Annotated in this window: 10 protein-coding genes; 3 read left to right on the top strand and 7 right to left on the bottom strand. The window is 54.4% G+C overall.

Features of this window, described 5'->3' with window-relative positions; translation table 11 throughout:
* Window positions 1–71 precede the first annotated feature (71 nt).
* From B5F89_RS00470 to B5F89_RS09935, 3 genes are read right to left on the bottom strand one after another with little or no spacing between them, the layout of a single operon-like run.
* Window positions 72–998, bottom strand: coding sequence for a site-specific integrase (locus B5F89_RS00470; protein WP_087430105.1), 927 nt, complete (start codon window positions 996–998; stop codon window positions 72–74).
* Window positions 999–1,057: 59 nt separating this feature from the next.
* Complete coding sequence (locus B5F89_RS00465; protein WP_087429847.1) at window positions 1,058–4,228, bottom strand: HsdR family type I site-specific deoxyribonuclease; 3,171 nt, start codon at window positions 4,226–4,228, stop codon at window positions 1,058–1,060.
* 35 nt (window positions 4,229–4,263) lie between these two features.
* The gene (locus B5F89_RS09935) at window positions 4,264–4,965 is read right to left on the bottom strand and encodes a restriction endonuclease subunit S (RefSeq protein WP_204230528.1); all 702 of its coding nucleotides are present in this window, start codon (window positions 4,963–4,965) and stop codon (window positions 4,264–4,266) included.
* Here B5F89_RS09935 and B5F89_RS00455 point away from each other — a divergent pair.
* Window positions 4,904–5,359 carry a restriction endonuclease subunit S gene (locus B5F89_RS00455; RefSeq protein ID WP_087430104.1) on the top strand — a complete coding sequence of 152 codons (456 nt, stop codon included), beginning with the start codon at window positions 4,904–4,906 and terminating at the stop codon, window positions 5,357–5,359. The two genes, B5F89_RS09935 and B5F89_RS00455, sit on opposite strands and share 62 nt — an antisense overlap.
* Before the next feature lie 18 nt (window positions 5,360–5,377).
* On the opposite strand, the gene B5F89_RS00450 is transcribed toward B5F89_RS00455, so the two are convergent.
* The 4 genes from B5F89_RS00450 to B5F89_RS00435 are packed head-to-tail and all read right to left on the bottom strand — an operon-like array spanning window position 5,378 to window position 10,046.
* A complete protein-coding gene (locus B5F89_RS00450) occupies window positions 5,378–6,034 on the bottom strand; it encodes a Fic family protein (protein ID WP_087429846.1) in 657 nt (218 codons plus the stop codon).
* Complete coding sequence (locus tag B5F89_RS00445; protein WP_087429845.1) at window positions 6,024–6,209, bottom strand: antitoxin VbhA family protein; 186 nt, start codon at window positions 6,207–6,209, stop codon at window positions 6,024–6,026. Before B5F89_RS00445 ends, B5F89_RS00450 begins: the two co-directional genes overlap by 11 nt.
* A gap of 23 nt (window positions 6,210–6,232) precedes the next feature.
* The gene (locus B5F89_RS10015) at window positions 6,233–7,474 is read right to left on the bottom strand and encodes a restriction endonuclease subunit S (RefSeq protein WP_158098374.1); all 1,242 of its coding nucleotides are present in this window, start codon (window positions 7,472–7,474) and stop codon (window positions 6,233–6,235) included.
* Between the two features lies 1 nt (window position 7,475).
* On the bottom strand, window positions 7,476–10,046 hold the full coding sequence (locus B5F89_RS00435; protein WP_087429844.1) for a type I restriction-modification system subunit M: 2,571 nt from the start codon (window positions 10,044–10,046) through the stop codon (window positions 7,476–7,478).
* Between the two features lie 223 nt (window positions 10,047–10,269).
* Between B5F89_RS00435 and B5F89_RS00430 the strand changes: the two genes are divergently transcribed.
* Together B5F89_RS00430 and B5F89_RS00425 are read left to right on the top strand one after the other, a co-directional pair.
* Entirely contained in the window at window positions 10,270–11,667 is a 1,398-nt protein-coding gene (locus B5F89_RS00430; protein WP_087429843.1) for an aminopeptidase, read from the top strand.
* Window positions 11,668–11,855: 188 nt separating this feature from the next.
* Window positions 11,856–12,758, top strand: a complete 903-nt coding sequence (locus tag B5F89_RS00425) for a YaaA family protein (RefSeq protein ID WP_087429842.1) — start codon at window positions 11,856–11,858, stop codon at window positions 12,756–12,758.
* Window positions 12,759–12,762: the final 4 nt, after the last annotated feature.

Genomic DNA, 12,762 nt, shown 5'->3' with positions numbered 1-12,762 from the left:
CAACCGTAAATCAGCACCATGCTCAGCTTACCAGTAAAGCAGCCCTCATCAGCGCGTAGCCAAAACAGTCCTTACATGAGCGTTGAAATCGCACGCATTATGATGTCGACATCCTTGTTCTCCAACTCGCGAATTACGTGGAGGTACGTCTCTTGCGTAGTGTTCATGCTGGCGTGCCCGAGGCGCTTTGAGACGCTCGCGATGGATACCCCCGCAAACAACAGGATAGAGGCATGCGTATGTCGCAGGCCGTGAACGGAGATAACCGGTGTTCCGGCATTTCTGCAATGCCTTGCCAGGACGCCGTTTGCCGTCGAGTTATACACCTTGCCATGCACGAACAACGGCTTATCGGGTTGAAGCTCTTTGAGCAGAGATGCCAGCTGCATCGTCAGCTGCCAATCCATCTGGACCTTTCGCACAGAAGAGGCGTTCTTCGTGGGGACGAACCCGCCTCCGTTTTTATAGTCCCACGTCTTGTTTACCTCGAGTGTCTGATGGGCAAGGTCGAAGTCCGCCGGGGTAAGCCCCAGTGCCTCGGAGAAACGAAGCCCCGTCTTCGCCACTAGAAGAATTAGCCAGTCCCAGTCAGGTGAATCTCCGAGCTGCAAGTCCTCGAGTATGGCATGAAGCTCAAACTGATTGAGATACTTCACCTTCTTGCGCCGGGGCCTTCTTCCCTTGATTATCACTTTGCGCGTGGGGTCGCGTTCTATAAGGCCTTCGTCGACTGCATCAAGAATGGCACCCTTGAGTTGATGATGAAAATCCATCGTCGTCTGTCGTTCATGGGCTTCAGCATAACCGTTGATAAGCCTCTGATATTCGGTCCTGTCCAGCTCCCGCAGTTTGAGCTTGGGCGCCAACTTCTTGAGCCAATTCAGCGACAGCTCATACTTCTTCATGGTCACATCGCGAATCGCACCCGCCTTGTAAACCTGAATCCATTGAGCGTAATACGTACAAAGCAGCGTGTCGCCATTGATTGTCCCTACCATGTTCACCATCCTCCGTCAGCCTTCTGGCCCACGCTGATGAGGGCTAATGAACCGCCGGGTTAGGCAATGTCCACTCCACCGTTAAGCACGAAATGCTTGAGCAGGTTGGCTGCGAGGATATTCACTTTGAACGGGGGCAGGGATGTGCCATCCTTCTCCTCGAAGTAGGCGCGCGCCTTAGACACGTCGACGGATTTTTTAAGCCGATCAAAGCGTCCAAACTCGTTGAGGTTGTCCTCGCGCAAGTCAGCGCTGCACATCTCGATGAGAAGGTCCTTGTTGCATCCAAGAAGCTCCGAGACGCGCTCAAACTGATCGTCTTTTGCCCGTTTGGCATAGGCGGTGATGTAGTCGCGCAACGTCATATCCTCCTCGGGCACCACGTCACCGCGTTGAACATCATGGAGGAATACCTCGGCGATCTTCTGCTCTTCCCGCGTGAGCGCCGCGAAAGAGCGGTGAAGCTCTTTCTCCGCCCTCTCCAGCTCCTCGTCCCCCTGAGCGAGCGCTTTGAGCCACTTGGTAAAGTTGGCGTTCATGTAGTCAGTATCGATGTGCCCTGTATCAATTGCCGTGATATAGCCTTTAAGGTCATAAGGGGCACTTGGCTCCGACCCGGGTCCCGGCCCTCCTCCAAGCTCACGATAACGTTGAACAAGGATTAGATAGATCTGTTCGTCTATAGTCGGCTCCACGAATACCGTGTCGCCGTTTTCGTCCCACACCTCATACGTACGCTGATCCCATGAGAACCCTTGAATTTTCGCGGCTTCTAGAAACTCGCTGAGTTCAGCGAAGTCCTTGGCGAACTTCTTGCACGCCTCAACGGAATCGGGCAGCCGCGAGAGGTCGGGAACGCCTGCAGCCTCGAACACTGCTTCGATCTCCATCAGGCGAGCATCCATAGAAAGAATGTTCTCCGGCAGCTTGCAGACAAACAGGTCGAGGGGCTTATCACCTGAATAGAGCTTGACCGCCGCCTCGATAAAGCCCTTCATGGTGTGAGGCTTACGATAATAGCGAATCACGCCAAAGGGCTTCTCGTGTCCAAAGAGGCGATTGGTGCGGCTGAACGCCTGAATAATGTTCTCGTAATCGATAACCTTATCAAGATAAAGCGTGTTCACCCACTTGGAATCGAAACCTGTGAGCATCTGGTCGACCACGATGAGAATGTCGATGCGTCCCTCGCGTTTAGCATCGATATTCACATAGGGTTTCTTGTGTGCAAGTCGCGCCGAGATGTCTTTCTTCATGCTTGCCCACGTTGGAATTGTGAACTCCTTGCCATATGCGGCGTTGTAATCGGAGACGATTTCAACCAGCGCATCTTCTTTGATAGTGGCGCCATCATTGTTGTCGATGTTCGGGTCGAAGAGCGCCGTCACGTTGAGCTGCGGCGCGTGCGCCTTCAGAAGGCGATAGTAGCTGATAGCCTCGGAGATTGAAGTTGTAGCGAAAATCGCATGGAACTTGTTCCCATGGCTAAGTACGGGAAACCGATCGATGATGTCCGCAACCACCATGTCCTCATGCGGCGTACCGGGAGCGTACTGTTCCGCAGTAAGGTAATCTTCGATACCCTTGATATGCGTTCCATCAGGCGCCACCATGGGACCCATGGGAACTTTCGAGGAATCCATGTAGTATTCGAACACCTTTGCCTTCTTGGCGTCGCCATACACTTCGGACACGTCCTTGGCCTTGGCGCGCTCGAGCGCGACAGCCTCGCGCACATCATCGTCACGGTACGTAGTAACCATATAGGGGTCGAAGCCCAATACGTTGCCGTCACGGATACCGTCGGCAATGCTGTATCGGTGAATGCATGACCCAAAGATCATGGAAGTCGTAGAGTTCTTCTTCTGATTCTCATCAAGAATGGGCGTCCCAGTGAATCCAAAATAGAGCGCGTTTGGGAACGATCGGCGGATATCTTGGAGCATGTCCCCGAAGGTGGAACGGTGGCACTCGTCGATGATGAAAACGATGCGCCGGCTGGCCATGCGGTCAATTTCCGCTTGGGTGATTTTGCCTTTCCCCGCCTTGATATTGCTCATCTTCTGTATCGAGGTGACGATAAGCGTGTTAGACGGGTCCGGATCATCCAACTTCGCCTTAAGCACGCCTGTGTTCTCGGTTCCTTGGACATCGTCGGCATCATCGGCAAAAGACTGGTATTCCTTGAGCGATTGGGTTCCCAACTCGATGCGATCCATGAGGAAGACAACTTTATCCGCATCTTTTGAGTCAGCAATGAGCTGCGCCGACTTGAAGCTCGTCATGGTCTTTCCGGAGCCAGTGGTATGCCAGACATATCCACCAGGCCTTCCAGGCTGGCCCATGGGAACCGGCTCGTCCCAGTCACATTTGCGCACCCTATCGGATATGCCGCTGGCAGCGTAGTACTGATAGCTTCGCAGTACCTTCAGGCAGCCGTCAGAACTATCCGCAACCGTATAGAATCCGATGAGCTGGTGTGCCATAGGAATAGAGAGGAGAAGCGATGCAAACCGCTTCCATTCATCTGCGCCCGAATGCTTACCAGCGCAAATCGGCTCGTTATTGAAATCCGCCCAGTGGAAGAAATAGCTCGGATTGAACGTTCCCTGACCGGGATTGGCAAAATACACCGCATCGTCCGGATTCATGGCAACGAAAATCTGCACAAGTCGAAAAATGCCCGAGAAGACCCCCTCATGAGCATATTTCTCAATCTGGCTGCACGCCTGGCTCACCGGCACCCCGCTGCGTTTAAGCTCGATATGAATGACCGGCATACCATTGATGAGCAGGCAGATATCGCCCCGTCGACTGTTCAGTAACTTGTTCTTGGCACGGTAAACGGGCTGTTGGGCAATCTGGTAGCTGCTATTGCCTGCGGCAATTTCCCTTCGGTCATAGATTTTAAGGCTGACCTCTTTGCCAAGATGGGCTACATCGTCGGGATTGTCGCGCTTAATAGACACCGTCTTGCCATTGATGAACGAATTGAGCGCAAGGGGCGTTTTAAGCGTCTCCACCTGCTCGATTATCTGAGCCATCTCGCTCTTGGTTAGCGGGCAGCCGTTGAGTCGATCAATACCTGAATTATTACGGAAGAGAATGTCCGCCCAGTTTTGAAGAAGCTGCTCTTCCGTCGGATAACGCAACACGTCGTCAGTCCATCCGTGCTGTTTGAGCACGCCGATAAGAGCCTCTTCAAATTGAGCTTCATTCTCGAAGACCATGAGAAGTCCTCCCTGATACAGAACGAACAGGCAGATTATTCGTAGTTAGTTTTTCCCATTCTACCGTTACCCCCTCTTTCACAGCTCAGAGATAGGTAAACGGCGACTTTGTGGACCGTCAAACCGTTTTTTTGCTTACGCTGATGAAGGGTGATGAGATCGTCCAGTTGAGAGAAATAAGACGCGATTACTTCTTGCTCCTTGATTCCGGGAAAAGTTACCGCACCTTTTAGTGCATTCTCGGCTGACACCTTCATATCGTTTTTGGCACCCTTGCTGACTAATGGCGCCATGTAATTATTCATACGCGCATTCTGCTCAAAATATACCTGCACGAAGTCGGGATGAGTCTTCTCTGTCGGATGGTAAACGGCATAGAGAGTCGAAACAATACCGTCATTTCCCCTGTTGGTTTTAATAATCCCGTATGGATTGCTCCTCAATGGCGATTTGGTATATACGACATCGCCCTTATGGACAACACCATAATTTGCAACGGATGTGCCAGCGTACGATCTGCCCTGAAATTCAATCTGGTTAACGATCCCATAGTCGCCCGAGACTGAAAGAACATCGTCCTTGCCAAAACGGCAAGACTCATTCTTCTCTCTTGAGGTTTCAAGATATTCATTTAACTTACGCTGTTCCCAAGCGAGAGCCCCGTTATCTACTCGAATTAAGCTTCCTGCTTGGGAACAGCGTGAGCTGGGGGAGGTTGTTGACGTTTGCAGTGGCAAGGATTATAAGCATCTGCCTTCAGGGGATGTTCCGGTATACGGGACCGGTGGTTATATGACGAGCGTGTCTGATGCTCTTTCATCTTCTGATGACGCAATCGGAATCGGCAGGAAAGGGACCATTGACAACCCCTATATCCTGTATGCGCCGTTTTGGACCGTTGACACGCTGTTTTATTCAGTTCCTCGACCAAGAGTTGATCTCGATTTTGCCTTCTGCCTCTTCCTGAAGGTCGACTGGAAATCGAAGAATGAATCAACCGGATTACCAAGTCTATCGAAGCAATCAATCAGCTCAACGATTGTTGTGGAGCCAGAGTTTGAGGAGCAGCGCGCAATCGGCGCCCTCTTCCGCAGCCTCGACTCCCTCATCACCCTTCATCAGCGTAAGTAACTGGACAGACCAATCCCCTCAATCTTTCAGGTGTCGGCCCGGAGCAAGTTCTTTGTTAATCGGAACTGCCGGATCACAAGGCTTCGCGATGCGCGTGAACATCGCAATAAGCGCCGAGTAGTCCCTATCCTCCGCCGCAAGCCGGCTTGCTTCATCGTTCTCTACACCAGAAACCAAGCGCCAATCAAGGTCGTAACCTGCATCATGACAGAGCAGCGTCCAGAACACGCGCTGTGTCCTACCGTTCCCCTCGCGGAAAGGATGAACGAAGTTGTAATTGTCATAGTGATACGCCAAACGCTCGACAAATCGATCTTGGCTCAATCCTTTGAGCATGCCGTCATGCTCAAGTTTCGAGCGCGACCACTCCATGCCCATCTCGATATTGACAGAGGGAAGAAAGAACTCGGCGTCCTCTGTGTTCTTGCGGATTTCGATAGTCCTGATACATCCTGCCCAAGCGTATATGTCTTGGAAGAGCCAGCGATGGATATGCTGAAAGTCCTCGAGCGTCCCAGTTGGATGAAAGCTCCCCTGCTCGAATAGCTCGCCCATCCGCATGGAAGCAAGTTCCCCTTCCGCGCGAGCAAGATCGTCATAGCTCTCAGCGCCGACGAGATTCTTCAAAACCCCAGTCGCAGGGTCGATATAAGGGTCAACAAACTCATCCGACATGAGCAGCCTCTTTGCGCTCAACTATCCAGCGACGCTTGGTCCTTCTCATTAAGTCCTCAATGGAAATATCGCCCTTGACGTACTCGTCTGCGTCCTTGCGGAACTCTTCAGAGACGTAGGCACCTTCCATCTCTCCCGAATGAATGGCTTCCTCCATCAATCTTTTGCGATCCATACTAGAAACCTCCTCGTTAACCCCTATACAAACATACCCTCAAGGAGGGATTTCTTGACGGACTTGAGTAATTCCAACTTACGCTGATGAAGGGTGATGAGGTTGTCGAGACCGAGAACGACCGTAGATATGCGCTTCTGCTCGCTTTCCGACGGGTAAGAGATTTCAACTTCGGCGATATCGTTGCCATGGACATGTACGACTGATTTTCCTTGTGCTCGCTTTGCTAAATCGTCATGAGCTTTGCTGTACGTTATAGCAAGCGCGGTGTAGTCTGGATCAAGCTTGCTTACTGGAGTAACGACATTCAAATCGCCTCCAAAAATGATTCCTGACCTGCGCACGGATGATGCAACGGCAATGTCTTCTGCCGTTTCCCCGGATGCAGGAACGATTACTTCGTTACCCTTCGAAAGAAGCGATCCCTCTTGCTCAACGGCAAAAGTGTCCACGCCCTCAATACGTGATTCATATTGGGTATACAGGCGTCCATACAAGATCAGTGGGGTGCCAGCATCCCTAATGTCAGCTTTACTGTAGCCATGCCCCTTAGAAATAGTGCAGAGCTCGCCTAACTTACGCTGTTCCCAAGGGTCAGTGAAACCCTTGAAGCGGATTTTTGGAACGCACTCGCCGGCTTTCGGAAACATCTTGTCAAGAAGAGCCTTCTTCATCTGAACAAGCTTGTCATACTTACGCTGATGAAGGGTGATGAGACTGTCGAGGTGGGCGAAGTATTGACCAATTTGCTTCTGCTCTGCCGCAGACGGAACAGCAACGCTCAACTCCATCACCTTGTTCTTGGATATGTTGAATCTAGAGATCCCCTGAGCCAGCAGAGTGAGATCGGAACGAATCGAACTTGACCTGAGCATGTAGGCTAGGTAATGCGGGTCAAACGTTGCATCTTGTCTGTATCCAAAACAGAAGCTGTTGAGGTAAACATCATCCTGGTCAGAGAGCCAAACGGAGGACATACCAACTTCATCCGGCGTTTCAGAAGACACGGTGAAGAACACGTCACCATACGCAACTTTATTTTGGCTCGAATCTATTTCGACTGCCTCGAGCCGCTCTGTGTCCGTCAGGGGATTGTCGAAGACATTGGTATACGGAACGAACCTGGCGTTGCCATGACCGAAATCCTCTTTGGTTTTACCGCTCAGACCGCTATAGGTTGTCCCACAGTTGCCTAACTTACGCTGTTCCCAAGGGTCAGTGAAACCTTTGAAACGGATTCTCGGCACCATAGCTTTCTCGGTCACGTCACTCACCGCCCAACAGGCTCATGAGCTCCTGAATGCCTGCCATGTCGTAATCGTTACCCGTGAGCTGCCCAAGCATCTGGACAAGCTCCTTTTCCGCTGCATCAATCTGAAGGCACACATCTGCATAGGTGGTCGCATACTTCTCATTTAGCGTCCGTACCTTGGCAACGAATTCGTCAATCACGTTTTGAGAAAGAGAATTAAGGCCGGCCATTAGAGGGTTGATCCACTTCTCCTCAAGCAGCGCGCGGCATTGCTCGTCCGTGAGCGACGCCATTACCTTCCTCGTTCTCTCTTCCAGCTCAAAACGAGCATATTTTATCTGCTTTTTTACTCGCTTCTGTTCGTCACTCAGCATCTTTGCCCGAACAAGCGCTTGATCGAAATCTGACTCTGCTTGGCCCTTCAAAGCTTTAACTGCCTTGTTGAGCGCAGCAGTGACAAACGAATCCCCCTCATCGTTTACGGCGTCGGTCGATCCCTTATCTTCTTCATCCATGTTCTCGAGCAGCTCGGAGAGCTCTTGATCAATCTGAGGGATACGCCCCTCATTCTCCTTAATCTTCGAAAGATCATCAGAGAGCAGCTGCTCTTGCACCAGCTTGAAGGGAAGCACATGGCCCGTCCATCCATCTTGAACTTCGGTGTCAACTCCCTTGACCTTTTTTATGACCATGTTCGGGTCGACCTTGCGTACTGCCTCGAAACCCTCAGTCTGAATTATCTCCAAGTCAATGGCGATACCCTGCCATGCGTCATCGAGACATTGGTACGCGTTATATGGATCGATAAGTGGCAGATTTTCAATGGCTCGCTCAATAATCCTGTTCACCGCACCCTCTTCGGCAAGCACATCCACCGTCATGGGATTGTTGATAAGTACAGAACGAAGTTCGTTCGGCAGGTCAAGCAGTGACTGATCAAAATCGTCTACGAACGCCTGAACGTCAGCGTTAGACCGAACCATCTCTGCAAGATCGCCCTTCTTCGGATCTAGGCAACAACCGCCCTCGTCCATATAGAGCTCAGACTTGAGCGACGGCCAAGCCGCCCAATACCGATCCAATGCAGCAACCTCGGCCTTGGGAACACCGCCAAACATGGATGCGTACACATCCCAAGTCTCAGGTGCCTCCGACGAATCCACATAGCGCGGGATATTGAGGTTGTAGTCGTTTGCCCGAATCTCTTCAATCGATACAGGGCGACTGAACCCCTCGATTGTTCGATTGCCCGTCACAGCATCAACAATGCGCTTGATGTCGCTCGCTTGGAGCTTGTTGCTCTTCCCCGCCTTAACGTAATGCTTGGATGCATCCACAATGAGCACATCGCTCTCGCCTGCCGGGCGATTCTTACGCAGCACCATGATGATGGTGGGGATGCCGGTACCGAAGAAGATGTTTGCCGGGAGACCGATAATCGCCTGAATATGACGGTTCTCCACTAAGTTCTTGCGAATAGCGCCCTCCTCGCCGCCGCGGAACAACACACCGTGCGGCAAGACGATGGTCATGATGCCATCAGGGCGAAGGTGGTAGAGATCATGCAACAGGAAGGCGTAGTCCGCCTTTGACTTGGGCGCGATACCGTACTCGAACCGCGGGTCTAGCTCCTTGTCCTGAGGATCCCAACGCTGAGAATACGGCGGATTGGACACCACGGCATCCACGAACAACGGCTCATAGGTCTCTTCCTTGGTCTCGTCCGATTCGAACCATGGCCAGTCGTCTTCCAGTGTATCGCCGTTTCGCGCCACGATGTTATCCGGCAGAATGCCGCGCATCACCAAATTCATGCGCGTGAGGTTGAAGGTGTTCTCCTTTAGTTCCTGCGCGTAGTATTTGATGGAGTCGGGGTTTCCGTTAAGACGGGCAACGGCCTTGCCGATATTGATGAGCAGCGAGCCCGATCCGCTAGTCGGATCATAGATGTTGATCTCGCCTCTGCCCTTGAGATGCCATGCAACAATCTCGCTCATGAGCTGAGAGACCTCGTGCGGGGTGTAAAACTCGCCCGCCTTCTTACCTGCGTTCGCAGCGAAGTTAGAAATCAGGTATTCGTAGATGAAGCCAAGTACGTCATAGTCCTGACGACCATCCATAGGGATGTCACGAATGAGCTGCACGAGATCACGCACCGCTTTGGACTGGCTCCGTGCATCGGTGCCGAGTTTCGATAGTCCCGTCTGGAGAGTGTCGAAGACGCCGTCGAACACACGACGCTGCGGTTTGTTGATATTGCGATCAAACGCCGAAAGCGCATCGCGAACGTTCTCAATCCCGAAATCCTTACCTTTGGCAAGCCATGTTGAGAACAGGTTGTCGTAAGAGATGAAGTAACCGCACTCATCCTTAACGAATTCAACCAGCTCGGAGTCCTCTTCCCGCAAGGTCGGAAGGTCGCTCTCCAAGAAATCCTTCGCCTTAAGGCGAGCAATTTCAGTCTCAGAGAGAAACTTATAGAAGATGAAGCCCAGGATATAGTCCTTATACTCGTTCGCCTCAATCTTCGAGCGCATCCTATTGGCGGACTCCCAAATCTTCGAAGCCAGCTGCTGCTTGTTCATACGCAATCCTTCCGAATAAGATGCCGCTTGATCGGTTGACTTACATTCTCCTACAGCGTAAGAAAAAGATATACATTCAATCTGTTGAGACAACGAGCAATCAACGCATGCGGACACACGCGTTCAATCAGATGTGATGTTGTGACAGCACTAGCACCTTTTTCCCATCCTGCCGTGCTACCATGGCGTGCGGTATCTGTTAGCAGAACAAGGAGGTTTCTCTATGGAGCGTCCGAACGCTTGGAAGAAGTACGACGACGCGGCGGTGGCCGAGCTCGAGCAGCTCTGCGGCGACTACCGCGCCTTTATCAGCACGAACAAGACGGAGCGCGAGTGCGTGGTCGCAGGTGTGGCCGCCGCGCGCGAGGCGGGTTACATCTCGCTCGAGGAGGCCGCGGCCCTCGGCCGTGAGCTCAAGGCCGGCGACAAGGTCTACGCCACCTGCCATAACAAGACCCTCATGCTCGTGAACCTCGGCACCGAGCCTATGGAGAGCGGCATGAACATCCTGGGCGCGCACATTGACAGCCCGCGCCTCGACCTCAAGCAGAACCCGCTCTACGAGGCGGGCGACATGGCCTACCTCGACACGCACTACTACGGCGGCGTGAAGGCCTACCACTGGGTCGCCACCCCGCTCGCGCTGCACGGCGTCATCTGCAAGAAGGACGGCACCACCGTTGAGGTGTGCGTGGGCGAGGACGCGAACGACCCGGTCTTCTGCGTCTCTGACCTGCTCATCCACCTGGCAAGCGACCAGCTGAAGAAGCCCGCTGCCGAGGCCGTTGACCATGAGAACCTCGACGTCATCGTGGGCGGCCGCCCTGTGGTGATTGACGAGCAGAAGGACGACGAGGCCAAGGAGCCCGTCAAGCAGTACCTGCTCGACATCCTGAAAGAGAAGTACGACATCGACGAGGAGGACTTCCTCTCCGCCGAGATCGAGGTCGTGCCCGCCGGTGCCGCACGCGAGATGGGCTTTGACCGTTCGATGATCCTGGGCTATGGCCAGGACGACCGCGTGTGCGCCTACACCTCACTCGCCGCTCAGCTTGACGTGGCCGAGGTCGAGCGCACGAGCGTGTGCCTGCTCGTCGACAAGGAGGAGATCGGCTCGGTGGGCGCCTCCGGCATGACGAGCCGCTTCTTTGAGAACACCGTGGCCGAGATTATGGCGCTCGCCGGCGAGGGCAGCGCGCTGGCGCTCCGCCGTGCGCTCGCGAACTCGCGCATGCTCAGCTCCGACGTATCTGCCGGCTTTGACCAGCTTTACGCCGACCGCTTTGAGAAGAAGAACGCCGCCATCATGGGCCACGGCCTCTGCTTCAACAAGTACACCGGTTCCCGTGGCAAGGGCGGCTCCAACGACGCTGACGCCGAGTACATGGCGCTTGTGCGCGACATCATGGACGAGGCAGGCGTTGACTTCCAGACCTGCGAGCTCGGCCGCATTGGCGCGGGCGGCGGCGGCACCATCGCCTACATCCTCGCCGAGTACGGCATGGACGTGATCGACTCCGGCGTGGCGGTGCTCAGCATGCACTCGCTTTGGGAGGTCACCAACAAGGCCGACGTTTACGAGGCGTACAAGGGCTACAAGGCGTTTATCGGCCGCGCGTAGGCACAGACGACCACGTAGCTTGAGGCCCCGCCCTCTTGCAACGCGCGCAGCGCTTCGCGGATGCGCGCTTATGCAAGGGGGGCGGGGCCTTTGCGCTATATGGGCGGATGCGCTCACGAGATCCTAGACAGGGATAAATGCTATAAAGAAACGGATTAGCCGTCCCGCATGCGTATTGAGGAGGAACCGTGCTCGAGGTCATCATCTCCCCCGCCAAGCAGATGCGCGTGGCGCGCGACGCCTTTGCTCCACAGGGGATCCCGCCGTATCCGCGGGAGACGGAGCGGCTCTGGCGGGCGCTTTGCGACATCGAGCGCACCCAGGGGCCGGTGGGCCTGCGGACGCTTTGGGGTGTGAACGAGAAGCTCCTTACCGAAAATGTCGAGCGCCTGTATGACTTTGCGTCCGTGACGGACGTGGACGCACTCGACGATGCCGCTGTGGCGAGACGCGTGAGTGCGGCTGTCTTTTCCTACGTGGGCATCCAGTACCGCAGCATGGCGCCCGAGGTTATGGACGAGGATGCGCTCGCCTGGCTGGCGGAGCACCTCTGGATACTCTCGGGCCTCTACGGCTGCGTGCGGCCCTTTGACGCGGTGGCGCCCTACCGGCTCGAGATGGGGGCAAAGCTCGCCGTCGGCGGGGCGCGCGACCTCTATGCGTTCTGGGACGACAAGCTGGCGCGTGCGATTGAGGGTGATGCCCGAAGTGACGGCAGGGCCGCAAGCGCAGGCGATGCTGAGGAACGCGACGCAGCAGCCGCGACAGACGGCGGGGTCGTCACGGTAGTGAACCTTGCGAGCGTGGAGTACGCGCGCGCCGTCCTCCCCCACCTCTCGCCCAGCGCACAGGTGGTTACCTGCATCTTTGGCGAGGCTTTGCGCAGCGGCAAACCGGTCCAGCGCGCGACGGCGTCCAAGATCGCGCGCGGCTCTATGGTCCGATGGATGGCGGAGCACAGCGTTGCAGACGCCCGCGAGCTCGAGCGCTTCGATGTGGGCTACCGCTTGGTACCGGAGCTCTCGGCAACCGTCGCTCGCCCGCGCACGCCTGCCGCGCACACGACCCTCGTCTTCATGCGAGCAGAGTAGGGAC

Origin of the sequence: Collinsella sp. An307 (assembly GCF_002161805.1) — a bacterium.
Classification (GTDB): Bacteria; Actinomycetota; Coriobacteriia; order Coriobacteriales; family Coriobacteriaceae; genus Coprousia.
The sequence above is the reverse complement of the archived record's forward strand: the minus strand, read 5'-3'. Positions and strand labels throughout refer to the sequence as shown.